At 67.5% G+C, this 25,482-nt stretch carries 25 protein-coding genes; 10 read left to right on the top strand and 15 right to left on the bottom strand.

The annotated features are described in order from the left end of the window. Positions 1 to 91 precede the first annotated feature (91 nt). A complete protein-coding gene (locus AC1DX2_RS23420; RefSeq protein WP_477198838.1) occupies positions 92 to 2,419 on the top strand; it encodes a putative bifunctional diguanylate cyclase/phosphodiesterase in 2,328 nt (775 codons plus the stop codon). On the opposite strand, the gene AC1DX2_RS23415 is transcribed toward AC1DX2_RS23420, so the two are convergent. Continuing rightward, entirely contained in the window at positions 2,404 to 2,721 is a 318-nt protein-coding gene (locus AC1DX2_RS23415) for a hypothetical protein (protein WP_477198837.1), read from the bottom strand. The genes AC1DX2_RS23420 and AC1DX2_RS23415 overlap by 16 nt on opposite strands. Positions 2,722 to 2,955: 234 nt before the next feature. Here AC1DX2_RS23415 and AC1DX2_RS23410 point away from each other — a divergent pair, with 234 nt between their 5' ends. The 3 genes from AC1DX2_RS23410 (at position 2,956) to AC1DX2_RS23400 (ending at position 4,979) form a co-directional block, all read left to right on the top strand. Further along, positions 2,956 to 3,336 (top strand): YXWGXW repeat-containing protein, encoded by a 381-nt coding sequence (locus AC1DX2_RS23410; protein ID WP_477198836.1) that lies wholly within the window; start codon positions 2,956 to 2,958, stop codon positions 3,334 to 3,336. Positions 3,337 to 3,485: 149 nt separating this feature from the next. After that, positions 3,486 to 4,487 (top strand): histone deacetylase family protein, encoded by a 1,002-nt coding sequence (locus AC1DX2_RS23405; RefSeq protein ID WP_477198835.1) that lies wholly within the window; start codon positions 3,486 to 3,488, stop codon positions 4,485 to 4,487. A 27-nt stretch (positions 4,488 to 4,514) separates the two neighbouring features. After that, the gene (locus AC1DX2_RS23400) at positions 4,515 to 4,979 is read left to right on the top strand and encodes a PH domain-containing protein (RefSeq protein WP_477198834.1); all 465 of its coding nucleotides are present in this window, start codon (positions 4,515 to 4,517) and stop codon (positions 4,977 to 4,979) included. Between the two features lie 345 nt (positions 4,980 to 5,324). On the opposite strand, the gene AC1DX2_RS23395 is transcribed toward AC1DX2_RS23400, so the two are convergent. Both AC1DX2_RS23395 and AC1DX2_RS23390 read right to left on the bottom strand, forming a co-directional pair. Continuing rightward, positions 5,325 to 6,062: an SDR family oxidoreductase gene (locus tag AC1DX2_RS23395; RefSeq protein ID WP_477198833.1), complete on the bottom strand. Its 738-nt coding sequence runs from the start codon at positions 6,060 to 6,062 to the stop codon at positions 5,325 to 5,327. Between the two features lie 23 nt (positions 6,063 to 6,085). After that, on the bottom strand, positions 6,086 to 6,643 hold the full coding sequence (locus tag AC1DX2_RS23390; RefSeq protein WP_477198832.1) for a TetR/AcrR family transcriptional regulator: 558 nt from the start codon (positions 6,641 to 6,643) through the stop codon (positions 6,086 to 6,088). 101 nt (positions 6,644 to 6,744) lie between these two features. Here AC1DX2_RS23390 and AC1DX2_RS23385 point away from each other — a divergent pair, with 101 nt between their 5' ends. The 4 genes from AC1DX2_RS23385 (at position 6,745) to lplT (ending at position 11,886) form a co-directional block, all read left to right on the top strand. Next, positions 6,745 to 7,335 carry a 2-hydroxychromene-2-carboxylate isomerase gene (locus AC1DX2_RS23385; RefSeq protein ID WP_477198831.1) on the top strand — a complete coding sequence of 197 codons (591 nt, stop codon included), beginning with the start codon at positions 6,745 to 6,747 and terminating at the stop codon, positions 7,333 to 7,335. Positions 7,336 to 7,432: 97 nt separating this feature from the next. Next, positions 7,433 to 8,995 carry a DUF1800 domain-containing protein gene (locus tag AC1DX2_RS23380; RefSeq protein WP_477198830.1) on the top strand — a complete coding sequence of 521 codons (1,563 nt, stop codon included), beginning with the start codon at positions 7,433 to 7,435 and terminating at the stop codon, positions 8,993 to 8,995. A 34-nt stretch (positions 8,996 to 9,029) separates the two neighbouring features. Further along, complete coding sequence (locus AC1DX2_RS23375; RefSeq protein WP_477199043.1) at positions 9,030 to 10,217, top strand: DUF1501 domain-containing protein; 1,188 nt, start codon at positions 9,030 to 9,032, stop codon at positions 10,215 to 10,217. A gap of 385 nt (positions 10,218 to 10,602) precedes the next feature. Continuing rightward, complete coding sequence (gene lplT / locus AC1DX2_RS23370) at positions 10,603 to 11,886, top strand: lysophospholipid transporter LplT (protein ID WP_477198829.1); 1,284 nt, start codon at positions 10,603 to 10,605, stop codon at positions 11,884 to 11,886. 55 nt (positions 11,887 to 11,941) lie between these two features. On the opposite strand, the gene AC1DX2_RS23365 is transcribed toward lplT, so the two are convergent. The 8 genes from AC1DX2_RS23365 to AC1DX2_RS23330 all read right to left on the bottom strand — a co-directional run bounded on the left by AC1DX2_RS23365 (position 11,942) and on the right by AC1DX2_RS23330 (position 18,586). Beyond that, a complete protein-coding gene (locus AC1DX2_RS23365; protein ID WP_477198828.1) occupies positions 11,942 to 12,862 on the bottom strand; it encodes a ketopantoate reductase family protein in 921 nt (306 codons plus the stop codon). Between the two features lie 13 nt (positions 12,863 to 12,875). Continuing rightward, entirely contained in the window at positions 12,876 to 14,258 is a 1,383-nt protein-coding gene (locus tag AC1DX2_RS23360; RefSeq protein ID WP_477198827.1) for a hypothetical protein, read from the bottom strand. Between the two features lie 54 nt (positions 14,259 to 14,312). Beyond that, positions 14,313 to 14,585, bottom strand: coding sequence for a DUF2164 domain-containing protein (locus AC1DX2_RS23355; RefSeq protein WP_477198826.1), 273 nt, complete (start codon positions 14,583 to 14,585; stop codon positions 14,313 to 14,315). A 23-nt stretch (positions 14,586 to 14,608) separates the two neighbouring features. Then, positions 14,609 to 14,857: a DUF1272 domain-containing protein gene (locus AC1DX2_RS23350; RefSeq protein ID WP_477198825.1), complete on the bottom strand. Its 249-nt coding sequence runs from the start codon at positions 14,855 to 14,857 to the stop codon at positions 14,609 to 14,611. A gap of 32 nt (positions 14,858 to 14,889) precedes the next feature. Then, positions 14,890 to 15,372, bottom strand: coding sequence for a hypothetical protein (locus AC1DX2_RS23345; RefSeq protein ID WP_477198824.1), 483 nt, complete (start codon positions 15,370 to 15,372; stop codon positions 14,890 to 14,892). 29 nt (positions 15,373 to 15,401) lie between these two features. Then, positions 15,402 to 15,782, bottom strand: coding sequence for a nuclear transport factor 2 family protein (locus AC1DX2_RS23340; RefSeq protein WP_477198823.1), 381 nt, complete (start codon positions 15,780 to 15,782; stop codon positions 15,402 to 15,404). Positions 15,783 to 15,806: 24 nt separating this feature from the next. After that, positions 15,807 to 18,029, bottom strand: coding sequence for an ATP-binding protein (locus AC1DX2_RS23335; protein WP_477198822.1), 2,223 nt, complete (start codon positions 18,027 to 18,029; stop codon positions 15,807 to 15,809). An 80-nt stretch (positions 18,030 to 18,109) separates the two neighbouring features. Beyond that, positions 18,110 to 18,586: a CreA family protein gene (locus AC1DX2_RS23330; RefSeq protein ID WP_477198821.1), complete on the bottom strand. Its 477-nt coding sequence runs from the start codon at positions 18,584 to 18,586 to the stop codon at positions 18,110 to 18,112. A gap of 143 nt (positions 18,587 to 18,729) precedes the next feature. Between AC1DX2_RS23330 and AC1DX2_RS23325 the strand changes: the two genes are divergently transcribed. Both AC1DX2_RS23325 and AC1DX2_RS23320 read left to right on the top strand, forming a co-directional pair. Further along, positions 18,730 to 19,977 carry a serine hydrolase domain-containing protein gene (locus tag AC1DX2_RS23325; RefSeq protein WP_477198820.1) on the top strand — a complete coding sequence of 416 codons (1,248 nt, stop codon included), beginning with the start codon at positions 18,730 to 18,732 and terminating at the stop codon, positions 19,975 to 19,977. 45 nt (positions 19,978 to 20,022) lie between these two features. Beyond that, complete coding sequence (locus tag AC1DX2_RS23320) at positions 20,023 to 21,600, top strand: phospholipase D family protein (RefSeq protein WP_477198819.1); 1,578 nt, start codon at positions 20,023 to 20,025, stop codon at positions 21,598 to 21,600. A 23-nt stretch (positions 21,601 to 21,623) separates the two neighbouring features. Here AC1DX2_RS23320 and AC1DX2_RS23315 read toward each other — a convergent pair whose 3' ends face one another. The 4 genes from AC1DX2_RS23315 to AC1DX2_RS23300 are packed head-to-tail and all read right to left on the bottom strand — an operon-like array spanning position 21,624 to position 25,482. After that, positions 21,624 to 22,637: an ABC transporter ATP-binding protein gene (locus AC1DX2_RS23315; protein WP_477198818.1), complete on the bottom strand. Its 1,014-nt coding sequence runs from the start codon at positions 22,635 to 22,637 to the stop codon at positions 21,624 to 21,626. Beyond that, positions 22,634 to 23,611 carry an ABC transporter ATP-binding protein gene (locus AC1DX2_RS23310; protein WP_477198817.1) on the bottom strand — a complete coding sequence of 326 codons (978 nt, stop codon included), beginning with the start codon at positions 23,609 to 23,611 and terminating at the stop codon, positions 22,634 to 22,636. Before AC1DX2_RS23310 ends, AC1DX2_RS23315 begins: the two co-directional genes overlap by 4 nt. Before the next feature lie 4 nt (positions 23,612 to 23,615). Next, a complete protein-coding gene (locus AC1DX2_RS23305; RefSeq protein ID WP_477198816.1) occupies positions 23,616 to 24,557 on the bottom strand; it encodes an ABC transporter permease in 942 nt (313 codons plus the stop codon). Then, complete coding sequence (locus tag AC1DX2_RS23300) at positions 24,523 to 25,482, bottom strand: ABC transporter permease (RefSeq protein WP_477198815.1); 960 nt, start codon at positions 25,480 to 25,482, stop codon at positions 24,523 to 24,525. The genes AC1DX2_RS23305 and AC1DX2_RS23300 overlap by 35 nt, the downstream gene beginning before the upstream one ends.

Here is a 25,482-nt window from a genome sequence, read left to right as displayed (position 1 = left end):
CCGCCGGTACCTAGAATGGCGCGGACAAATTCAATAGATCGAAGGAAAGCTCGGGAGTGATTCGATTGCGGACGACTATCAGGACTCAGTGTTGAACTACGCGTTGGCCATCAGCGTCGCGATCAATCTGATCATCGGCACCGCATTGCTGATGGTCTGGCGGGGCAACCCCCGGCAGTCCTTCACCTTCTACATGGGCCTGTGCTACCTGATGGCGGCTGTCGTGGCCACCGGTTACGGGCTGTCGCTGCGCGTGGACCCTGAGCTGAGCCTGGCCGGCTTGCTGGCCCTGCTGGTCAGCTCCATGGGCTACACCACGCTGCTGGCGATGGGCGTGGTCTCGCTGGCACGGCGCCAGATGCCGCTGCGCCAGACCCTGCTGCTGATGCTGGGCGTGCTGGCGCTGACCGGCATGTCCTACGGGCTGGGCGGCGGCACGGCGGCACGCATCTGCACCGCCACCATCAACATGACCGTGGGCCTGTTCGCCACCCGCTGGCTGTGGAACGCCGATGGCCGGCAATTCAGCGCGCTGCGCCTGGTGGGCCCGCTGCTGACGGTGATGGGCGCCAGCCAATACCTCTATGTGCTGCCGATGGAGGAGGGCGTGCTGCTGCAGGTCAACATCTCCTCGGTGCTGCGCGTGGCGCTGGGCGTGGCCATGCTGTATGCGGCCTGGAAGCGTGCCGAAGCGGAGTCCCGGCGCGAGCACCAGCGCTTCGAGGTGCTGACCGAGCGCTCGCACCAGGGCATCCTGATCGCCATCCAGGGTGACGTGGTGTACGCCAACCCGGCGTTGCGCGCCATTTATGGCGTGCCCGAAGGGGAGGCGCTCAGCATCGGGCTGTTCACACGCTTCCTGACGCCTGAGCAGCGCGACGACACGCTGGCGCAGTACCAGCGGGTGCTTGACGGCCAGGCTTACCAGCTGGTGTACGAGGGTGAGCGGGTGTTTGAGCATGGCCGCACCCGCTGGCTGCGGGTGGAGGCCTTTCGCACCGAGTGGGACGGGCAGCCGGCGGTGCAGGCGCTGGTCACCGACGACACCGACCGCCACGGCGTCACCCAGGCCCTGTTGCGCCAGGCCTTGCAGGACGAGCTGACCGGCCTGCCCAACCGCGCCGCCTTGCTGCAGGCCCTGCGCGAGCGCTGCGCCGCCGGCCCGGCGTCCTCACCGTTCGTGCTGATGCTGCTGGACATCGACCGATTCAAGCTGTTCAACGAGGCGCATGGTCACGAGATGGGCGACCAGGTCATCCTGGCCCTGGCCAAGGGCCTGAGCGCGGCCATGCGGGCGCACGGCGCCGGCCATGTGGTGATGCGCCAGGGCGAGGACGAGTTCGCGCTGCTGTCCGGCGCCGGCAGCGGCGAGGACGCCGCGCTGGACATGGCGGCCGTGGTGCGCGAGCTGTTGTCCAACCCGCTGGAGGTGGCCAATCGCGAATTCTTCGTCGACGTCTCCATGGGCATCGCCCTGTTCCCGCAGAGCGCGGCCGACGCCGATGCGCTGTTGCGGGCGGCGAACGCCGCCTTGCATGCGGCCAAACGCACGCCGGGCACCTCGCATGCGCTGGCACGGCCGGAGTTCGAGCGCGGCGCCAGCAACCTGCTGGAGCAGGAGCAGGCACTGCGCACGGGCATTCTGAACGCCGAGTTCCACCTGGTGTACCAGCCCAAGGTGGATGCGCACAACACCGAGCTGGTCAGCTTCGAGGCACTGGCGCGCTGGGAACGCCCGGGCGTGGGCTACGTCAGCCCGGTGGAGTTCATCGCCGCGGCCGAGCGCACCGGGCTGATCGGCGAGCTGGGCAGCTTCTTCCTGTGGGAAGCCTGCCAGCAACTGGCCAGCTGGCAGGCCGACTATGGCTACTGCGTGCCGGTGGCCGTCAACGTGTCGCCGCTGCAGTTGCTGGACGCCGACTTCCCCAAGCTGGTGGCCCGGGTGCTGGCCGACACCGGCACGCCACCCGAACTGCTGACGCTGGAGATCACCGAAAGCTCGGCGGTGCAGAACCTGGAGCAGACCATCCTGCAGATCACCCAACTGCGTGAGATGGGTGTGCAGGTGGCGCTGGACGATTTCGGCGCCGGCTTTTCGTCGCTGAACATGCTGCGCTCGCTGCCGCTGCGCAGCGTCAAGGTGGACCGTGGCCTGGTGGACCCCCTGCCGGCACCGGAGGCGGTGGCGGTGGTGCGCGCCATCTGCCAGCTGGCCGAGGCGCTGCAGCTGACGGTGGTGGCCGAAGGCGTGGAAACCGAGGCCCAGGCCCAATGCGCGCGCGACGCCGGCTGCGCGGAGCTGCAGGGTTACCTGTATGCCAAACCCCTGAGCCGCATGGACGCCGGCCGCTGGCTGTTGGCCAGCGCGCGTGAGCGCGGCCTGCCCGCGGTGCCTCTGGTGTCCTACTTGGTGGCGTAGCCGCCAGCGGGGCGGTCCGGCTCAGCGCGGCTGCCTGTGTCTCGGCGCTGGTCCAGCGCGTACTTGTCCTTCACCGAGTAGTCATTCTGGTCGAACTGGATGCCGCGCTGCGGCAAGGGCTGCGGTGGCGTGGCACCGTTGCCGGGTTGGTCGGCAATCAGCAACGGCGCATTGCGCGGTGTGGTGGGCAATGGGGTGCAGGCGCCCAGCAGGGTGGCGGCAACGCACAGGGCAGTCGCGGCCGCCGGCAGCGCGCGCAGCGTGCGTCTAGGTCTAGGGGGTGTCAGGGGTGAAGGTGTCATGCCAGTCTCCCAGCTTGGGGTGGGGGTTGTGGCGCAGTGCCTTTGCGCCAGCTTTACACCATCGTAGGTGTTGTCCCACAACCTGACTGTGCGCTCTCAAACAGACTTGCGCGCCACACCGAACTACAGTGACTTTACCTGTGGAGAGAAGGCGCAGTGCGCTGCGCAATGGTGCCTCAAGGCCCCGGCTCTGCAGCATGTAGTTTCAAGAATTCCGCAGGAAGGAGAACCCTCATGAAATTTCGCAAAACCACTTTGACGCTGGCCAGCATCGCCGCCCTGGGCGCGGCTCTGGCCATGCCGGCGCAAGCCATGCCTGACGTGACCGTGTACTACGAAACGGCGCCGCCGCCACTGCGCGTGGAAACCGTGCCGTCGCCGCGTTCGGGCTATGTCTGGGCACCCGGCTATTGGGAACTGCGCGATGGCCGCCATGTGTGGCGTGCCGGCCACTGGGAGCGTGAGCGCGTGGGTTACGTCTACCACGCACCCAGTTGGGTACAGCGCGACAACCGCTGGTATTTTGAGCCTGGCCGCTGGGCCAACCGCGACAACGACGGCGACGGCGTGCGCAACGGCGCCGACCGTTCGCCCAACAACCCGTACCGCAACTGACCGTTCTGCGCCGGTCTGACCGACGCTTCGGCCAAGTACGGGGCCTGCGGCACGCCAGCGCGCTGCCGCCCGGCCTCGCATAATCTGCCTTCCACCTTGTCAAAGGGGGGAGGCAGTTGCGCTTTTGGGCGCCGCCGACCCCATCACCTGTGCACGCCTTCTACGCTGACCAGTTTGTGTTGCCGCTGCCGCCGCAGCACCGCTTCCCCATGCCGAAGTACCGGCTGCTGCGCGACCGCCTGCAGGCTGAGCTGCCGCAGGTGCAGATGCAGCCGGCGCTTCCGGCCAGCGATGGCGAGCTGGCGCTGGTGCACACGCCGCTCTACATCGACGCCATCCAGCACGGCACGCTGCCGCCGGCCGCGCAACGCGAGATCGGCTTCCCTTGGAGCGAGGCCATGGCCGAACGCGCGCGCCGCTCGGTGGGCGCCACCATCTCGGCGGCGCGCGTGGCGCTGGGCCTGCACCAGGGTGCGCAGCAAGACGGCCAGGGCCCGCAAGGCCTGGCCGCCAACCTGGCCGGTGGCACCCACCATGCCTATGCCCACAAGGGCGGTGGCTTTTGCGTCTTCAACGACGTAGCGGTGGCCGCGCGGCTGATGCAGGCCGAGTGGCGACGCCAAGGCGGCAGCAGGGGGCGCCAGCCCTTGCAGGTGGCCGTCATCGACCTGGATGTGCACCAGGGCAACGGCACCGCCAGCGTGTTTGCCGGCGACCCGTCAGTGTTCACGCTGTCACTGCACGGGGCCAAGAACTTCCCTTTCCGCAAGGAGGCCAGCAGTCTGGACGTGGAGCTGCCCGACGGCTGCACCGATGCGCCCTACCTGCAAGCACTCGAAGAAGCGTTGGACGAGCTGGAGCGCCGCTTCACACCCGGTTTGGTGCTGTACCTGGCTGGCGCCGACCCGCACGAGGGCGACCGCCTGGGCCGCTTGAAGCTGACCTATGACGGCCTGGAAGCGCGTGACCGCCGCGTGTTCGACTGGGCCTGGCAACGCCGCATTCCGCTGGCCTTCACCATGGCCGGCGGCTATGGCGTGGATATCCACCAGACGGTGCAGGTGCAGGTGAACACCTTCAAGGTGGCGTTGGCTTACTGGCAGCGCTGGGCCGGCGCGGGCAAGGCCGCAGGCGCTGCCGTTTCGTCATAATCCGGCAGCCGCTTTTCGCCAGCTTCGATGACCAACAAACCCCTGCAATCCTTCCGCGTCCGCGTGCCCGCCCTGTGGCGGCAAATCTTCCCCATTGGCATTGTGCTGACCGCCGTGCTGCGCCTGGGCAGCTGGCTGTCAGGGCAGCCGTTCTCATGGCCCTCCACGTTGCCACTGGCCGTGGCCGCCGGCTTCATCGTGCTGCTGTTCTACTTCCTGCGCCCGGTGCAAGCCGGCCCCGAGGGACTGATGCTGCTGAACCGCCTGGGTCGCCGCCGGCTGGTGGCCTGGGACGAGGTGCGCGACGTCAGCTTCGGTCACCGCCAGCCGCTGGAGCCCGCCTTTCGCGTGGCCGACACCCAAGGCAAGGTGCATTGGATACCCCGCCACACCAGGGACCTGCGCGCGCTGCAACGCCTGGCGGTGCAGTACGGCGGCCCGCGTCATCCGTTGGCCGTGGTGCTGGAGACGCCTTTGTGTGACGTGCCGTGAACAGCCGGTGAATAGCCCTTGGCACGCTTCCGACGCCGCTGGTGCGCGTGACTCCGCGAATGTCCTCCGACCCTGCGGGCCTCCCCCTTGATTTCGCTGCGTCACGCGCCCCAGCGACATCGGGTCAATTGGCACACATGACGCCGGAATGCCGGATTACCGCACGCCAGCCACGCTCGCAGGATCAGGACGTCATGGCACTCTGCGCAGCGGCATCAAGGAGGAGGGCCGAAGGCCCGGGGGACAGCCGCGGAGCGGAGTGCCGTGGCGGCCTGGTCCCTGCGAATCGCGTAGGCGTGAAGGGCTTGTTTGGAGGGTGGGGGGCACAGGGTGGGGCCAGAGGCGCTACCAGCGCTCCATGTAAGGCCGTAGGTCCAGCTCAAACGTCCAGGCATCGCGCGGTTGGGTGTGCAGGTACCAGTAGTTGTCGGCGATGTGCTCGGGGTTCAGGATGCCGTCCTGGTCTTTCAGCGCATAGCGCTCGGGGAAATTGCTGCGGATGAACTCGGTGTCGATGGCGCCGTCCACCACCACGTGGGCGACGTGGATGTTCTTCGGGCCCAGCTCACGCGCCATGCTCTGGGCCAGCGCGCGCAGCGCGTGCTTGGCGCCGGCAAAGGCGGCGAAATTGGCCGAGCCGCGCAGGCCCGCCGTGGCGCCGGTGAAGATGATGGTGCCGCGCCCGCGTGCCACCATGCGCCGCGCCGCCTGCTGGCCGGTCAGGAAGCCACTGAGGCAGGCCATCTCCCAGATCTTGAAGTACTTGCGTGCGGTTTCTTCCAGAATGCTGCACGGCACATTGGCGCCGATGTTGAACACCAGCACCTCCACCGGGCCGTGCTCGGCCTCGATGCGCTCGAACAGCGCCGCCACCTCTTCCTCCTTGCGCGCATCGCTGCCGTAACCGAAGGCCTGGAACCCCTCGGCGCGTATGCTGTCCACCAGCGGCTGCAGCTTGTCGGCTGAGCGGCGCGTCAGGCAGGCGGTATAGCCTTCGCGGGCAAAGCGGCGTGCGATGGCGCCGCCGGTGGCGTCGCCGGCGCCGATGACCAATGCCACTTTCTGGGTGTTGTCGTTGCTCATGGGGGGTCTCCTGAGAGGCTGTGTCAGCCCTGTTGAATTTTGTCCACCTGGCGCCGGCCGGCGGCCAGGATGTCCTTGCGCGCTCTGTCACTCTCCACCACGCGCGCCAGCATCAGCGTGCCCACGCATTGCGCCAGCAGGGCCCAGGCATCGTCGCCATCGCCCAGGCGATCGGTCCAGCCTTGTTGCAGTGCCTTCAACTGTTGTTCCACCTTGCCGCGCAGCGCGGGTGTCGAACGGGCAATCTCCGCGCCCAGCGTGGGCAGGGCGCAGCCTTGCTGCGGGTTCAGCGCGTGCGCGCTGCTGAGGTAGCCGCGCAGGCGCTTGGCCACGGAGGCGGTGGACTCCTCAGGCTCACCGGCCAGCAGGTCGCGGCTGTTGGCCAGCTCGTCTTCCACCAGTGCCTCAAACAGTGCCTGCTTGGAGTCGAAGTGGCTGTAGAACGCGCCGCCGCTCAGGCCCACGGCGGCCATCAGCGCGTCCACGCCGGTGGCCTCGAAGCCGCCTTGCTTGGCAATGGCGCGGCTGCTGGCCAGCAGCTTGGCGCGGGTTTCGGCTTTGTGGCTGGCGGGGTAGCGCATGGCGGGCAGGGCAGGGTTGTTCGGGTTGACAGTGCTGGCAGGATAGCATAACGTTCGTTTGCCAAACGTTCGTTATTCAAAATAAATCAGGAGCCCCTGCCGTGAGCAAGACCGTGGAGTTTTATTTCGATGTCGGTAGCCCTGCCTCCTACCTGGCCTGGACGCAGTTGCCCGCGCTGTGCAGCCAGCAGGGTGCCGAGCTGGTTTACAAGCCCATGCTGTTGGGCGGGGTGTTCCAGGCCACCGGCAATGCGTCGCCCGGCACCGTGCTGCCCAAGGGGCGCTACATGGACATCGACCTGGGGCGCTTTGCCAAGCGCTACGGCGTGACGCTGGTGATGAACCCGCATTTCCCCATCAACACGCTGATGCTGATGCGTTTGCTGATCGGCGTACAGATACGCCAACCGCAGCGCTTCGACGCGCTGCTGACCGTCGTGTTCAACGCCATGTGGGTCAACGCGCGCAACATGAATGACCCCGCTGTTGCAGCCCAGGCACTGGGTGATGCGGGTTTCTCCGTAGACGAGGTGGGCGCGCTGGTGGGCGACCCTGGCATCAAGGCGGCGCTGAAGGCGCAGACCGAAGAAGCGGTGGAGCGGGGTGTGTTTGGTGCGCCCACGATGTTTGTGGGTAAAGATATGTTTTTCGGCCAGGACCGGCTGGACTTTGTCCGCGAAACGCTGAGCTGATGCGTTAGTGGGGTCACTGCGGGTTGTGTAGCATGCAGCTGCCAGCCAGGTGCGCGTGGCATCGTGCTGCGCCGGGCTGCTCCCGCGTTGAATGCCCATGCCGACAAAAACTTTGCCTGCGCCGCTTGCCGGCGCCCTCAGCAGCGCGTTGTTGTGTGCCCTGGTGTTGGCTGGCTGTGCCGCCCCCACGCGCGCACCTGATGCGGCCCTTGCTGCCAGTGAATCCCAGCAGCGCTATGCGCTGATCAACCGCCTCAGCTGGGGCGCCACGGCGTCGCAGATGGAGGCCAGCACGGCCCTCAGCCCCGAGGCCTACCTGGCCAGCCAGTTGCGGCCGGCCCCGGCTACATTGCCCGAGCCGGTGCAGGCGCAGATCACCGCCATGACCATCAGCCAGCAGCCGCTGCCGCAACTGGTGCAGACCATGGAGCAGCGCCGCAAGGATTCCGACGCGGTGGTGGACAACGACCAGAAGAAGGCCGCGCAGAACGCCTACCAGCAGGAGATGAACCGCCTCACGCGCGAGGCCGCCACCCGCCACGTGTTGCGCGGCCTGTATTCCAGCAACCAGGTGCAGGAGCAGATGACCTGGTTCTGGCTGAACCACTTCAATGTGCATTCGGGCAAGAGCAACCTGCGCGCCATGGTGGGCGATTACGAAGAAACCGCGATACGCCCCTATGCGCTGGGCCGCTTTCGCGACCTGCTGGGCGCTGCGACGCTGCACCCGGCGATGATCCGCTACCTGGACAACGAGCAGAACGCCGCCGGTCGCATCAACGAGAACCTGGCGCGCGAGGTGATGGAGCTGCACACCATGGGCGTCACTGGCGGCTACAGCCAGCAGGACGTGCAGCAGATGGCCCGCGTGCTGACCGGTGCCGGCGTCAACCTGCAGGGCACCGAGCCCAAGGTGAAGCCCGAGCTGCAGCCCTTTTACGTGCGCCGTGGCCTGTTCGAGTTCAACCCCAACCGGCACGACTTTGCACCCAAGACGCTGCTGGGCCAGCCGCTGCAGGCCAAGGGCCTGGCCGAGGTGGACGAGGCGCTGGACCGGCTGGCCCGCCACCCGGCCACCGCTGCCTACGTGAGCCGCAAGCTGGCGCAGTTCTGGCTGGCCGACGAGCCGGCGCCGGCGCTGGTGCAGCGCATGGCGGCCAGTTTCCTGGCCAGCGATGGCGACATCCCCACCACGCTGAAGACGCTGTTCACCGCGCCCGAGTTCGCAGCGGGTGGCGGTGCCAAGTTCAAGGACCCGATGCACTACGTGATGTCGTCGGTGCGGCTGGCCTACGACGACAAGCCCATCCTGAACGCCAACCCCATCCTGTATTGGCTCAGCCGCATGGGCCAGCCGCTGTATGGCAAGGCCACGCCCGATGGCTACGCGCTGGACCAGGGCGCCTGGGCCAGCCCGGGCCAGATGGCCACACGCTTCGAGATCGCCAAGGCCATTGGCACGGGCAATGCCGGCTTGTTCAAGACCGAGGGCCCGGCTCCGCAGGAGCGGCCGGCATTCCCGCAACTGTCGAACGCGCTGTATTTCCAATCCATCAAGAAGACGCTGGGTGCCGGCACCCTGGCCGCGCTGGACCAGGCCAGCACGCCGCAGGAATGGAACACCTACCTGCTGGCCTCGCCCGAAATGATGGTGCGCTGATGCCAGCCTATCTGTACACAAGGAGCTAACGATGATGCACCGACGTCAATTCCTTCAGGCCGCCGGTGGCGCGGCAGCTGCCGTCAGCGCCGGTCGCCTGTTTGCGGCAGGCAGCACGGGCAGCCCGAAGTTCCTGCTGGTGTTCCTGCGCGGCGGGTATGATTGCGCCAACCTGCTGGTGCCCATCAGCAGCGATTTCTACTACCAGTCGCGCCCCACGATCGCCATCGCCAAGCCGTCCACCGAGCTGAACACGGCGCTGCCGCTGTCCGCCGACTGGGGCCTGCACCCGGCGCTGCGTGACAGCGTGTACCCGTTGTTCCAGGCCGGCCAGGCGGCCTTCATTCCGTTTGCCGGCACGCCCGACACCTCGCGCAGCCACTTCGAGACCCAAGACAGCATCGAGCTGGGCCAGCCGCTGGACCAGAGCAAGAACTACCGCTCCGGTTTCATGAACCGCCTGGCCAGCATGGTGCAAGGCAACAAGTGCATGGCCTTCACCGACCAGTTGCCGCTGGTGTTCCAGGGCACGGTGGGCGTGCCCAACACCTCGCTGCGCAACCCGGCCAAGCCGGGGGTGGACGCGCGCCAGAGCGGCGTCATTGCCAGCATGTACCAGGGCACCCCATTGGCCGGCACGGTCAGCGAGGCCTTTCGCGTGCGCGACGAGGTGGCGCGCGAGATGGGCCAGGAGATGGAAGCCGCCAGCCGCAACGCCATCACCGCCAAGGGCTTTGAGCTGGAGGCGCGCCGCATCGCCCGCCTGATGCGCGAGCGCTACAACATGGGTTTTGTCGACGTCGGCGGCTGGGACACCCACGTCAACCAGGGTGGCGCCACCGGCTACCTGGCCAATCGCTTCGACGAGCTGGGCCGGGGCCTGGCCGCCTTTGCCGACGAGATGGGCCCGCAGTGGCGCGACACCACGGTGGTGGTGGTGAGCGAGTTCGGCCGCACCTTCAAGCAAAACGGCAATGCCGGCACCGACCACGGCCACGGCAGCGTTTACTGGGTGCTGGGCGGCAGCCTGCGCGGCGGCCAGGTGGCCGGCGAGCAGGTGCTGGTGCGGCCCAACACGCTGTTCCAGAACCGCGACTTCCAGGTGCTCAACGACTACCGCGCGGTGCTGGGCGGCCTGTTCGCGCGCCAGTACGGCCTGAACGCCGGGCAGGGCGACCAGGTATTTGCCGGCGTGCCGGCGCGGGACCTGGGGCTGCTGTAATTGTTGGCGTTGGCGTGGCTCCGCAGCGCGCCAGCCTGAAAATTGGCCTTCCCAGGTTTCACATGGGGCCCTTTGCCAATTTTCAGGCTGACACGCCGCTTCCTTGTTAACGGAAAAGTACTGGCGTGAAGCTTTTTCAGTACTTGCAGGTTTTCGCCGGTGTTCCGCATTCAGACGTTGCGCGTGCCAATTGACCCGATGTCGCTGGGGCGTGTGGCGGAGCGGAATCAAGGGGGAGGCCGAAGGCCGGAGGACATCCGCGTAGCCACGCGCACCAGCGGCGTCGGCAGCCAGAGACCTGATGCCCTAGTGGCGTAGGCTGTTGATAGTCACAGGTCAACGCCGGTGTTACAGTGTCCCCCGTGTTCGTGTCCCGATTGACCTCATGAAGCGTGGCTTTTATGCCGTGATGGCCGCGCAGTTTTTCAGCTCGCTGGCCGACAGCGCCTTGCTGGCCGCCGTGCTGGTGCTGATGCAACTTGATGGTGCACCCAAATGGCAGCAGGCCGCGCTGGTGCCCATGTTCGGCTTCTTCTACGTCGTGCTGGCGCCCTTCGTTGGCGCCTTTGCCGACGCCGGCCCCAAGGGGCGGGTGATGTTCAACGCCAACCTGATCAAGGTGTCCGGCTGCCTGCTGATGCTGTTCGGCGCCGACCCGCTGGTGTGTTATGCCATTGTGGGCCTGGGCGCGGCGGCGTATTCGCCGGCCAAGTACGGCATCCTGACCGAGATGCTGCCGCCCTCCATGCTGGTCAAGGCCAATGGCTGGGTGGAGGGGCTGACCATCGCCTCCATCGTGCTGGGCACGCTGCTGGGCGGCCAGCTGCTGCGGCCCACGGTGGCCAAGCACCTGCTGGAGCTGGACCTGCCCTTCATCGACCTGGGCATCTGCAACCCGCCGGAGGCGGCCATTGCCATGCTGCTGAGCTTTTACCTGCTGGCGGCGCTGTTCAACCTGCGCGTGCCGGCCACCGGCGTGGAATACCGCCCGGTGCCCGAGCGCCTGCTCAGCCTGGTGCCGGACTTCTGGGCCTGCAACATGCGGCTGTGGCGCGACAAGCTGGGCCAGATCTCATTGGGCGCCACCACGCTGTTCTGGGGCGTCAGCGCCAACCTGCGCCTCATCGTGCTGGGCTGGGCCGCCGCCGCGCTGGGCTATGACGTGCCGCACGCCACCACGCTGGTGGGCGTGGTCATCATCGGCACGGCGGCCGGCATTGTGCTGGCGGCGATGAAATCCAAGCTGGAAGACGCACCGCGCCTGCTGCCTCTGGGCATAGGCATGGGCGTGCTGGTGCTGGGGCTGAACTGGATTACCAACGTCTGGGTGGCCGCGCCTTTCCTCATCTTGCTGGGCGCATTGGGTGGTTATCTGGTGGTGCCCATGAATGCGCTGTTGCAGCACCGTGGCCACAACCTGATGGGCGCCGGCCGCTCGATTGCCGTGCAGAATTTCAACGAGCAGGCCTGCATCGTGCTGCTGGGCGGCATGAACGCCGTGGCGGCTGGCGCGGGCATGTCGGTGTTCTTCGCCATCGGCCTGTTCGGCATCCTGAATGCCGGCGTGATGCTGCTGATACAGCGCCGGCACAGCAGCAATTGCCGCCACCATGGGGAAGAGGTGGGCCGCCTGCTGCAGATTGCGCGCGGCGAGAAGGCGCACGGCTGAGCCGCCGCCGGGCCGGGCAAGGTCCCGGCATGATCATCTCAGACAGGGCCGGGCGTCAGGCCGGCTTGCCGTTCTCGTACAGCACCAGCCCGCGGTACACCGCGCTGTGGCCCGGCGTGGGCACACCCAACTCCAGGCCCAGGCCGTGCAGCCGGCCCGACAACCAGCGCAGTTCCAGCGGTTTGCCGCGCTCCAGGTCTTCCGACATGGAAGAGCGGAAGGCCGGTGGCATGGCGGCCAGCCGGTTCATCACCTCGCTCACCAGGCCCTCGCGCATGGGTTTGCCGGCGGCGCGGGCCACGGCGATCACCTCTTCGATCAGTTGCTGCTGGAAGGCACGGGTTTCCGGGTGGCCCAGGATCTGGCCCGTGTTGGCGCGTAAGAGCGAGGTGGCGCCCGACAGCGAGGCCAGCGTGACGAATTTTTCCCAGATGGTGGTGTCCACCGCATCGCTGGCTTGGGCCTCCAGCGCCTTGGCGCGGTCGCAGGCGGCGCAGAAGGCCACCACCACGGGGTCGCCACCGGCAGCGTCCAGCACGATGCGGTGCATGCCCCCGGGGCTGCGTATCACACCGGGCCGGTCGATCACGGCCGACACATAGATCACCCCGCCCAGCACTTTGGCCTGCGGCAGCGCACTCTGGATCATCGCCACCGAATCAATGCCGTTTTGCAGCGTCAGGATGCGGGTCCGGGGGCCGGCAATCGGGGCCAGCTGGCGGGCGGCGGTGTCGGTGTCCCACAGCTTGACGGCGAACACCACCAGGTCCACGTGGCCCAAGGTGGCCGGGTCCTCGGTGGCGCTGACCTGCGGCAGGTGCAGCGGCTCCAGCGGGCTCTCCAAGCGCAGGCCGTCGCGCTGCATGGCCTGCAGGTGGGCGCCACGGGCGATGAAGTGCACGTCCTCACCGGCGGCCTGCAGCCGCGCCCCGACATAGGCGCCTACGCCTCCTGAACCCATGATGGCGATGCGCATGTTGGTGCTCTCCTCAAGCGAAATATTCCCAGCCGCTTTGAGCGTAGCCGGTCAGGTTGACGTGGTTCTGGTTGGCGTTGGAAGCCACCATGTCGGCCATCCACTGCGCGGCGGTCTGCGTGCCGGCGTTCAGCGGTGCCACCAGGGTGGCCAGCGTGGCGGCGCTGGGGGCGCTGCCGTTCACATTGGTGTACACCAGCTTGACGATGCTGGCATTGTCGCTGCCGCCGGCAATGGCCTGCATGATGCCGGCCGCAAACAGCAGGCTGGTGCCGTCCGCAATGCTGGCGCCGCTGTCGAAAAATCGCAGGAAGGTGCCGGCCCAGGCCTTGTCGGTGGGAAAGGCCGCGCCCAGCGTGGCCGCCATGGTCAGCAGCGCCTTGCCGCCGGCTTGGGACAGTCCCAAGTCCAGCGCCAGGCTTTCGTTGGCGAACTGCAGGCGCTCGACGTTGACCACCGTGTCGGTGCCGTCGCTGTTGGCGCCGGTGGTGGTGTCGCGCACGGTGCTGGTGGCGCTGGTGCTGCCGCCCAGGGTCAGCGCATAGTTGCGGAACGGGCCGACGAAGACGGCGATGTCGGTGCCGGCGCCGCCGTCCAGGTTGTCGTTGCCCTGCTCGGTGATGAAGGCCTCGTTGCCGGCACCGCCCTTCAGCGTGTCGGCGGTCGTGCTGCCATTGACCACCGTGGGCACCAGCGTGGCGCTGGGGCCGTTGGTGCTGTTGTAGCCCCAGGTGCCGCCCAGCCCATCACCCCCGTACAGCCAGCTCAACACGGCGAGGTCGTCCGGGCTGTAGGTGTCGCGCACACCACCCACGCGGGTGTAGGACATCAGCGAGTGGGCCGTGTCGTCCTGGTCGCTGGGCAGCGTGGGGGTGCCGGCGAAGGGGTGCTTCAGCCCCATGGCGTGGCCGATCTCGTGCAGCAGCAACTCGAAGCCGTAGACGCCGTCCACCGGCGCGGCGTTGATGGCGGCATATTGCACATTGTCCAGGTAGATGTAGGCGTCGGCGGTGTAGCTGGTGACGGTGTTGCCGCTGCTCTTGTAGTTCCAGAACCAGGCCGTGTAGCCGGCAAAGCCGGGGTCGGTGATGTCGGCCTGGCCGAAATGCATGTCGGCCGCGCTGCCACTGGCCACCTGCGTGAACACGATGCCGGTGACGCGCCCTACATAGGCCAGCGCGGCGGTGACGGCCGCCTGCTGGGTGGGGTTGAAACTGGTGACGGCACTGGACAGGATGTTGGACGCATTGGGGTTGCCGTCGGCCAGGTCAAAGGTGTAATACAGCACATTGCGCACCGGGGCCAGCCAGTTCCAGCCCGGGCCGGTGTCCATCACCGAATCGATGGAGGCGATGCCGCTGCTGGGGCGGGCCGTGACTTCGGCGATGGTGGCCATGGCGAGACTCCTTGAACCTGCCCTGAAGGCGGGCAGGCCACTGATTCTAGGAGGTCAGCGGCCCTTGCGCTGGCGCTCCTGCCGCCGCCAGTATTGGAAGGCATCCTCGTGGAACTCGATGTCCAGCTCCTGCACACGCTGCTGCAGCCGCTCCTGCAGCTCGGTCACCGCCTGGTTGTACACCAGCGGCCCCAGCTCCTCCAGGAAATAGCCCAGCAGCGCGCCGGCGGCGATGTTGCCGATGCGCTCGTCCATGTTCTCTTCGAAGTAGCGCTGGATGGAGGCGATGGCTTCCTGCCGCGCTTCCTTGGGGATGTCTATCGTCACGGGCTTTTCTCTCGGGAGGCGAGTCAGGCGGCAGCCGCGCAGCCGGCGGGCTTGTGCACGCGCTCGGTGGAAGCCGGGTACTTGGTCAGCTTGTCGGCCGGGCGGCGTGGCCGGCGCACAAATTCGCCGCCACAGTTGGGGCATTTGCCTTGCAGCACGCCGTCGACACAGTCGGCGCAGAAGGTGCACTCAAACGTGCAGATGCGCGCCTCGGTGGAGTCGGGCGGCAGGTCGCGGTCGCAGCATTCACAGGAGGGACGCAGTTGCAGCATGGTGGGGCTTCCTTTCAAGGCAAGCCACGATGTTAGCGCCCCGCGTTGCGCAACGCGCGCTGCGTGAACAGCGCGATGGGCACGCCCACGCCCAGCATGTGGATCAGCAGGCCGCCCACCACCGGCCACAGCGCGAAGTTCTGCGGGTTGGGAAAGGCCGACAGCGGCAGCACGATGAAGTTCATCACCGCGTAGATGCCCAGCCCATACGCCATGCCGGCGGGCACGGGGTGCTGCCCCAGCCACGGCAGCCGGCGGGCCGCGGTGTAGAACACCAGGGCCATCACCACCGTCATGCCGAAGTGCAGGGCCAGGCCCAGCAGGCCCGTCAGCCAGCCGCCGCTGTAGGCCGCCCGGCCCAGCAGGCCGCTGGCCACCGACTGCAGGATGCGCAGGGGCGGCACCCCGGCGCGCAGCGCCCAGAAGATGATGGCGTAACAGATGTCCAGCACGCCGGCGGCCATGCCACCGGCGATGACCGCACGCAAGTGGTAGTGGGCTGGGACCATGGCCATGGGATGCTCCTGCCGTTGACGGACAAGTTCTAAGCCTTGGGCGGCTGGGCGATGAACTGCTTGGGGTCGTAGAAGAACTGCTCCTGCGCAATCCGCTCGCCCTCCCAGCGCTGCCAGGCCAGTTCCTCGATGCGGCGCTGGCTGCCATCCGGGTAGCCGAACTCGAAAATCCAGCGAATCACCACGTGGTCGCCGTTGGCGAAGGCCGGGCGCACGCAGGCTGAGCGCACCCATGCGGCGCGCGCCAGCGCGGCGGCCTCGTGCGCCATCAACACCTCGCGGCCGACGCGCGGCGGGTTGTTGTTCTCCTGCATGGAGGCGCCTTCGGTGTAGAACTCGGCGATGGCTTCCACGTGGGCGTTTTCCTCCACGCGGGCGATGAAGCGTTCCAATGTGTCCATGCTCGGCATCGGCAAACTCCTTGAAATGGGGTGTCAGGCTGCGTCCGCCCGCGCCAGCGGCAGCACCAGCGGCAGCCGTATCAGCACCCGCGTGCCCCGGCCGATGATCGATTGCACCTCGATGTCGCCGCCCAGCGACTTGGTGACCAGGTTCTTCACGATGGCCATGCCCAGCCCGGTGCCGCCCTGGCCGATCTTGGTGCTGAAGAAAGGCTGGAACAGCTTGGCCAGGTTGTCCGGTGCGATGCCGGCGCCGTTGTCGCTGAAGCTCATGTGCACCTGAGCGCCCTCGGCCTGCGCGGCAATGGTCAGCACGCCGTCGCTGCGGCCCTCAAAGGCATGCTGGTAGGCGTTGTTGACCAGGTTCACCACCACCTGGCCCAGCGGGCCGGGCAGGCTGTCCATGCGTATGCCTTCGGGAATCTCCAGCACCACCTGGTGGGCGTGGCGCTTCAGGCTGGGCGACAGCGTCTGCAACACCTCGCGCACCGCGGCGGCCAGGTCGAACTGGCGCCGTTGCTCACTGGCCTGGTCGGCCGCCACCTGGCGGAAGTTTTTCAGCAGTTCCTCGGCGCGCAGCAGGTTGCGCTCCACCAGCTCGGTGCCGTCGGCCAGCGTGGTCAGGAAATCGTTGAATTCGCTGCGCTTGAGCGCGCCGCTGTTGAGTTGCTGCTGCAGCTTGCGTGCCTGGTCCTTCAGCGTGGTGGCCACCATCACGCTGTTGCCTATGGGGGTGTTCAGCTCGTGCGACACGCCCGCCGCCAGCGTGCTCAAGGTGGCACGGGCCTGGCTGTGCGCCAGCTCTTCCTGCGACTCGCGCAGCCGCTGCACGGCGGCCTCCAGCTCGGCGGTGCGCTCGGCCACGCGCTGCTCCAGAAACTCGTTGAGCTGCACCACTTCCAGCTCGGCCGCCTTGCGCTCGGTGATGTCCTGCACGGTGCCCGACACGGCCACCGGCTGGCCCTGGGCGTCCAGCCGCAGCTTGCCCCTGCTGTGCACCCAGCGCGTTTCACCGTCGTTCTGGCGCACGATGAGGTATTCGCGGTCGAACGGCAGGCGCTGCTCGTACACGGTGTTCCAGTAGGCCTGGATGTCGCCGCGGAACTCCTCGACGATCAGCTTGAGCATGCTGTGGATGTCATGCGGATACTCGGGCCCGATGCCGAAGATGCGCAGCGTGGTCTCCGATGCGCTGAGGCGCAGCGTGCGCAGGTCGACGTCGAAATTGCCCAGGTTGGCGATGTCCTGCGCGGCGCGCAGCGCCGCCACGTCGCGCTGTTGTGAGCGCCAGGCGCGCGACAGCAGCCGCGCAAAAACCCAGGACGACAGCATGAAGGCCAGCACCATGGCGCCGGCGATCCAGGCATGCTTGCGCCACTCGGCATAGGCCACCTGGTCGCTCAGGCCCACGGTGACCACGAAGCCGTATTTGTCGCTCTTGACGAAGGAGAAATGGCGCAGCACGCTGTCCAGCTTGGTGCTGTTGCTGGTGTAGCTGTTGGCGCGCGGGTTGGCCTTGAAGGCGCGCTGGAAGTCGGCCGACATGGTGCGGTCGCCCACCGGCGTGGGGTAGCGCTCGGCGCCGTTCAGGCGGCCGGCAATCAGCCCGAAATTGGCGTCGCGCAGCGCCAGCGTGCTGTTGGGGTAGAGCTGGATCTGCGCCAGCACCTTTTCGATCTCTGTCAGCTCGATGCGGGCAAACACCACGCCGCCAAAGCTGCCATCGGGCTTGTTGATGCGCCTGGCAAACAGCCACAGCCACTTCTTGATGATGCGGCCTATCAGCGGTCGGTCGATGATCAGGCCGGCCTGGGGGTTGTCGCGCAGCTTGGTGAAGTAGTCGCGGTCGGTGATGTCGGTGGCCAGCGCCAGCGCGCCTGGCACGAACACCACCTGGCCTTGCTCGTTGCTGGCGCGCAGCACCACGCCGGGCAGGCGGCTGGTCTGGCGTTCCAGGTAGGTGTTGATGGCGGCCGCGTCGGGCTTGCCGGTGGCCAGCTGGCGGCTGATCTCGTCGGCGCTGGACAGCAGGGCCACGTCGATGGTGTCTATCAGCCCGTTGAAGGTCAGCTCCATGGACTTGGCCAGGTTCTGCGTCGTCACGGCCACCCGCAACTCGGCCTGCTCGCGCGCATAGAACAGGCTGGCCCAGGCCAGCACGGCGGCCAACAGGTTGGCCGCCACAACGGCCACCACCAGCAGGGTGCGGGGCGGCAAGGCGTTGGGGCGCGGGGCGCCCGGGCTGCTGTCAGGCATGGTGGCGTTCGTGGCGACGGTGGGGCGGGGCGAAGCGGCTCAGGCACCCCCCCGGTGCGGCATCATACTGTGTGGCGGCGTCACTTCAACGGGATGGCCTGGCCCGCAGCCACGGGCACCGCCGTCACGCTGTTCTTGGGGCTGCCGTCCACCAGCCGGTCCGAATACACCAGGTACACCAGCGCGTTGCGCTTGGGGTCCACCATGCGCACCACCCGCACATGCTTGAACAGCAGCGAGGCGCGCTCGGAAAACACCTCTTCCTGCTTCGGCAGCGGGACGCTGAAGCGTATCTCGCCCACCTGGCGGCAGGCCACGGACGAGTCCGCCTTGTCCTCGGCCAGGCCGATAGCGCCCTTGAAGCCGCCGGTCTTGGCGCGCGACAGGTAGCAGGCCACGCCGCCCACCTTGGGGTCGTCAAACACCTCCACCACCACCTTGTGGTCGGGGCCCAGCCACTGGAAGGCGGTGTCCACCGAGCCCACGGTCTCGGCGCGGGCGCTGCCCAGCAGGGCCAGGCACAGGGGAAGGGCGAGCAGGTTGCGGGTATGGGGCATGGTGGTGAACCTCCGGTTGGTGCAGTGGGTGCGCGGTGCGCGTAAAGTCATCGCGCACAGTGTATCGAGCCGGCGCCGGTGCTAAGCTGTGTTTGATGATCCGGCAACACCTTGGCTCACGGCACTTTTTTGCCACCCGCCCATTGGCGTACGCAGCCGCCTGCGCGCTGGCATGGGCCTGCACCGCCGCGCTGGCCGCGCCGGATGAAGAGTTGCTGGGCAAGTCGCGCGGCTACCCGGTGGGCACGGCCAGCACCTGGTTCACAGACCCCAGCGTGCGCGTGGGCTCGTTCACCCACCTGGCCGAGATCCCTGGCGTGCAAAACGGCCAGGTGCATGAACTGCCGCCCAGCAGCCAACCCCTGCCATTGCCGCGCGCACCGCAAGAGCCCGCCTACCGCTGGAGCGTGGGCGCCGAGCGCGAGCTGACGGTGGACGACTACCTGGCGCGCCAGCGCATCATGGGCCTGATCGTGGTCAAGGATGGCGTGGTGCAGCTGGAGCGCTACCAGTACGGCCGCACCGCCCAGGACCGCTTTGTGTCGCAGTCCGTGGCCAAATCCATCACCGCGCTGGCGGTGGGCATGGCCTTGCAGGAAGGCCGCCTGCGCGCGCTGGACGACCTGGCCGAGCAATACGCGCCTGCCTTGCGCGGCACGCTGTACGGCGAAACCAGTGTGCGCAACCTGCTGCGCATGGCCTCGGGTGCACGCTTTGTCGAAGACTACAGCGGGCATGATGACTCGGCGCGCTTCTCGCAGGCTTCCGCTCGCAGTGGCATCGAAGCGGCGGCGCGCGTCATCACCGAGCGCGAAGCGCCGCAAGGCACGCGCTTCAACTACGCCAGCGCCGAAACCCACGTGCTGGGCGCGGTGCTGCGCGGCGCCACGGGTGTTTCCGTCAGCGACTACCTGGCGCCGCGCCTGTGGCAGGCCATGGGGGCCGAGACCTCGGCGCTGTGGCGCACCGATCGCACCGGGTTGGAGCTGGCCGCCGGCTACTTCAACGCCACGCTGCGCGACTATGCGCGCCTGGGGGTGCTGCTGGCCAACGACGGCGTGCGCACGGACGACCCCGAGCGACGCCCGCTGATCAACCGCGACTACCTGCTGGACGCCACCGACGCCCGTCGCGTGGCGCCGCCGTTTCGCCCCGGCACCGCCACGCCGTACTTTGGCTATGGCTACAAGTTCTGGCTGTATCCGGGCACGCAGCGCCGCTTTGCGCTGCTGGGCGTGTACGGCCAGATGATCCTGGTCGACCCGCAGCTGAAGCTGGTGATGGTGCAGACCGCCGCCAACGCCACGGCCAAGGCCGGCCAGACCAGCCTGGGGCGCGAGGCCGATGCGCTGTGGCGAGGGCTGGTGCGGCACTATGGGGCGACCTGGTGAGCCTGCCATGTGCAAAGGCAGGGCCGGCCCGCTCAAGCTGATCCCATGATGCGCCACTTTAGCTTGCTGTTGTCTTTGGTGGTGGCCTTGCTGCAGGGCTGCGCCTCTCTGGCGCCGGTGGCCAAGCCGGCAAGCCAGGCGTTGCCGCTGTCGGCGCGGACCGAGCTGGGCCGCATGGCGCAGCTCAGCCTGCCGCCGCAGGCCAGTGCCGGCGTGCGCCCGCTGGTGCAAAGCGACTTTGCGATGGACGCGCGGCTGTCACTGGTGCACCGCGCCAGCGCCAGCCTGGACGTGCAGTACTACCTGCTGCAAAACGACGGCACCGGCAAGGCTTTGCTGCGCGCGTTGCGCGACGCCGCCCAGCGCGGCGTGCGGGTGCGCCTGCTGGTGGACGACCTGTACACCGCCAGCACCGACCACCTGCTGCTGGCGCTGGCCGCCCACCCCAACACCGAGGTGCGGCTGTTCAACCCGTTTGCTGCCGGGCGCGGTTACCTGGCCACGCGGCTGATGTTGTCGTTGTTTGATTTCGCGCGCATCAACCACCGCATGCACAACAAGATGTTCATCGCCGACGGTGCCTTCGCCGTGGCCGGCGGGCGCAACATGGCCGACGAGTACTTCTTCCACAACCCGCAGGGCAACTTCATCGACTTTGACCTGCTGCTGGCCGGCGAGCCGGTGGCCCAGATGGCCACCATCTTCGACGACTACTGGAACAGCCCCTACGCCTACCCGGTGCAGGCGCTGGCCTTGGGCGCGCGCCAGCCCGAGCAGCTGCGCGCGCAGTTCGAACGCGAGACCACACCGGCGCCTGACAGGCCCCCATTCACCACCGGCACCCTCACCGCTGCTTCCCGCGACGTGGTGGGCTACCGCCCGCTGAGCGTGGACCTGGCCCATGCCCCCTTGCGCCTGTTGCCCGCCAAGGTCACGGTGTGGGCCGACAGCCCCGACAAGGTGGACGGCCGCGCCGAGGGCGGGCGCGACCCGAGCACGGTGACCATGCGCTTCATCCGCGCGCTGGCGAGGGTGCGCGGCGAGGTGTTGCTGATCACGCCGTATTTCGTGCCCGGCGAGATCGGCCTGGACGCGCTGCGCCGCGGCATTGCCAACGGCCAGCACCTCACGGTGATGACCAATGCGCTGGGCAGCGGCGACGAACCCTTTGTCGGCGCCGCCTACGCCCGTTACCGGTTGGCGCTGTTGCGCATGGGGGTGGAGCTGTACGAGGTCAGCTCCGGCGAGCTGAAGAAAGACCCGCTGATCGCCAAGGCGCTGGGCAGCTCGCAGGGCCGCTCGCACGCCAAGCTGGCGGTGATGGATGGCCGCGCGGTGTTTGTCGGCTCCATGAACCTGGACGCGCGCTCTTCGCGCGAAAACACCGAGCTGGGCCTGTGGGTGGAGTCGCCCGAGCTGGCCAGCATCGTCAGCCAGGTGGCCAAGCGCGTGCGCGAGGTGGGCAGCTACCAGTTGCGGCTGGAGGCCGGCGGGCAGGGCATTGAATGGGTGACGCGCGACGATGGCGTGGAGCGGGTGCACAAGGACGACCCCGAGGTTGACCTGCTGACGCGCTTGCAGATCTTCCTGCTGTCGCCCTTCATTCCCGACCGGCTGCTGTAGCCGGTGGATTTTGCTGTGCCGCGTCAGCTTCGCAGATGGCAGGCCACCCAGTGGCCCTCGGTGGTCTGCTTCAGCTCGGGCGACTGCACGTCGCACAGGCCCTTTTGCGCGATCGGGCAGCGGGTGTGGAAGTGGCAGCCCGTGGGCGGGTTGATGGGGCTGGGCACGTCGCCCTGCAGGATGATGCGCTTGCGCTTCACCTGTGGGTCCGGTATGGGCACGGCCGACAACAGCGCCTCGGTGTAGGGGTGCAGCGGGCGCGTGTACAGCGCATTGGCGGAAGCCAGCTCGACGATGCGGCCCAGGTACATCACCGCCACCCGGGTGCTGATGTGCTCGACCACGCTCAGGTCGTGGGCGATGAAGATGTAGGTCAGGCCCAGCTTGGCCTGCAGGTCTTCCAGCAGGTTGATCACTTGCGCCTGGATGGACACGTCCAGCGCCGACACCGCCTCGTCACAGACGATCAGCTTGGGGTTGACCGCCAGCGCCCGGGCAATGCCCACGCGCTGGCGCTGGCCGCCAGAGAACTCGTGCGGGTAGCGCCGCATGTGGTCGGCGTGCAGGCCCACCGTCTCCAGCAGTTCCACGATGCGGTCGTTGTAGGCGCTGCGGGTGGGGGTCAGCTTGTGGATGGTCAGCGCTTCGCCAATGATGGAACCCACCGTCATGCGCGGGTTCAGCGACGCAAACGGGTCCTGGAAGATGATCTGCATGTGCCGCGCCATGCTGCGCAAGGCCTTGGCGTCCATGGCCGTCACGTCATGGCCCTCGAACCAGACACGGCCAGAGGTGGGCTCGATCAGCCGCAGGATGCAGCGCCCGGTGGTGCTCTTGCCGCAGCCTGATTCGCCCACCACGCCCAGCGTCTCGCCGGCCTGCAGCTCGAAGCTGACGCCGTCCACCGCGTGCACCTGACCCACCACGCGGCGCATCACGCCGCCACGCAAAGGGAAATGCTTGACCAGCCGCTCCACTTTCAGCAGCGGTGTCTTGGTCGCCACAGGCGCCGGGGATTCTTGCAACACGGCGCTCATGGCTCAATATCAAAGATGCAGGCCACCTGGTGGCCGGGGCTCACCTCGCGCAGCGGCGGGGTGGCGGTGGTGCAGGCCGGCTGCACGTGCTTGCAGCGCTGGGCAAAGCGGCAGCCCTCGCCCGGCGCTATCAGCTTGGGCACGCTGCCGGCAATGGTCTCCAGCCGCACCTTGTGCGTGGCGGCGGTGTCTATGCGCGGGATGGAGCGAATCAGCCCCTGGGTGTACGGGTGGCGCGGGCGGGCGAACAGCTCGGCCACCGGGGCCTGCTCCACCACCTTGCCGGCATACATCACCACCACGCGCTGCGCCACCTCGGCCACCACGCCCATGGCGTGGGTGATCAGCATGATGGCCATGCCGAACTCTTCCTTCAGCTGCTGCAGCAGGTCCAGTATCTGCGCCTGGATGGTCACGTCCAGCGCGGTGGTGGGCTCGTCCGCAATCAGCAGTTGCGGCCCGCAGGACAGCGCCATGGCGATCATCACCCGCTGGCGCATGCCGCCGGAAAACTGGTGCGGGTAGTCGTTGACGCGCCGCTCGGGTGTGGGGATGTTGACCCGGCGCAGCATCTGCACCGCGCGCGCCAGCGACTCCTTCTTGCTCAAGCCCTCGTGCAGGCGCAGCGCTTCGCCGATCTGCTCGCCCACCGTGTACACCGGGTTCAGCGAGGTCATCGGTTCCTGGAACACGATGGCGATTTCCTTCATGCGCAGCGCGCGCATCTCGTCCTCGCTGGCCTGCAGCAGGTCGCGGCCCTTCCACAGGATCTGGCCACCGGCAAAGTGGCCCGGCGGGCGGGCGATCAGCCGCATCACCGACATCGCGGTGACCGACTTGCCGCAGCCCGACTCGCCGACCACGCAGACCGTTTCGCCCTTGTCGACGCTGATGTCCACGCCGTCCACCGCATGCAGCCAGCCGTCGTCGGTCTTGAAGTGGGTCTTCAGACCCTGAATCTCTAACAGTGCCATTTCGTTACATGACCCGGCGCGGGTCCAACGCATCGCGCAGGCCATCGCCTATGAAGTTGATGCTCAGCACCGTGAGGAAGATCGCCAGGCCGGGGAACAGCGCCCAGTGGGCGGCAATGTCCAAGTAGTCCTTGCTGTCGAACAAGATGCGGCCCCAGGTCGGGATGTCGGGCGGAAAGCCCAGGCCCAGGAAGGACAGCGTGGACTCGGCGATGATCGCCGCTGCCACGTCGATGGTGCCGGCCACGATCACCGGCCCCAAGGCGTTGGGCAAGATGTGACGCAGCACCTGGCGTGGCGTGCTGGCGCCCAGGGCGCGTGCGGCTTCCACAAATTCCTTCTCGCGCAAGCTGAAGAACTGGGCGCGCACCAGGCGCGCCACCGGCATCCAGCGGAAACCGCCCACCACCAGCACGATCATGATGAACACGCCCACCTCGGGGCCGAAGCTGGCCTTCAGCGCGTCGCGAAACAGGTAGATCAGCAGCAGCAGCAGCGGCAGTTGCGGCAGCGACAGGAACAGGTCGGTCAGCCACATCAACGCGCTGTCCACCCAGCCGCGCGAGATGCCGGCAATGGCGCCCAGCGTCACGCCCACCGTGATGGCCATGGCCATGGCCGCCAGGCCCACCGCCAGCGAGATGCGCCCGCCATACAGCATGCGTGCCAGCAGGTCTTGGCCCAGGTCGTCGGTGCCCAGCGGGTGCGCCAGCGACGGGCCCTTCAGGCGGGCGGTGAAATCAATGTCGTTGATGGCCAGCTTCCACACCCAGGGGCCAAAAATCACGGCCGCCATCAGCAGCAGCAGCACCACCAGGCTGGTGAAGGCAAGCTTGTGGCGCCTGAAGCGGCGCCATGCCTCGGCGGCTGGCGTCACGCTGCGGCGTTTGGCCTCAGCAGCCAGCGGCGCGCTAGCGGAGGGAGATGCGGGGGTCGAGCCAGCCATACAGCAAATCAGCAATCAGGTTGAACAGGACCACCAGGCAGGCGAACACGAAGGTCACCGCCATGATGACCGGCGTGTCATTGCGCAAAATGGCGTCGATCAGCAGCGAGCCAATGCCGGGGATGCGGAAGATCTGCTCGGTGACGATGGCGCCGCCGAACACCTGCGGCATGGTCAGCGCCACCAGCGTCACCACCGGGATCAGCGCGTTGCGCACGATGTGTTTCATGATCACCACGCGCTCGGACAGGCCCTTGCTGCGCGCCGTGGTCACGTGGTCCAGCCGCACCACGTCCAGCATGGACGAGCGCACATAGCGCGTCCAGCTGGCGCCCTGGAACAGGCCCAGCACCATCACCGGCATGATGGACTGGCGCAGCTGCTCGCCCCACCAGGCCCAGCCGGTGGCGGCGATGTCGGCGCGGTAGACGAAGGGCAGCCAGTCCAGCTTGATGGAAAACAGCAGGATCAGCAGGATGCCGGTGAAGAAGGTGGGCAGCGAAAAGCCCACGAAAGCCAACGAGCTGGCGATGCGGTCAAACCAGGAGTAGGGGCGCACCGCCGAATAGATGCCCACCGGCAGCGCAATGGCGATCGCCAGCAGCTGCGAGGCGCCGATGACGGCCAGCGTCACCGGCACGCGCTGCCAGATCAGTGTGTCGACATCCACCCGGCTGATGAAGGAAAAGCCCCAGTTGCCTTGCAGCATGGCCAGCAGCCAGCGCACATAACGCTGCCACACCGGGTCGTCCAGGCCGAACTGCGCGCGCAGGTTGGCGCGCACCTCGGGCGGCACGTTGGGGTTTTGCACCAGCTCGGAGAACGGGTCGCCCGGTGCCAGCGCCAGCACGGTGAACAGCACCGCGCTGATGCCCAGCAGGCTGGGCAGCGCGATCAGCAGGCGACGCAGTAGGTAGGGACCCAC

The organism is Hylemonella sp. P2_B10, from assembly GCF_056404875.1.
This window is presented reverse-complemented; position numbering and strand designations above follow the sequence as displayed.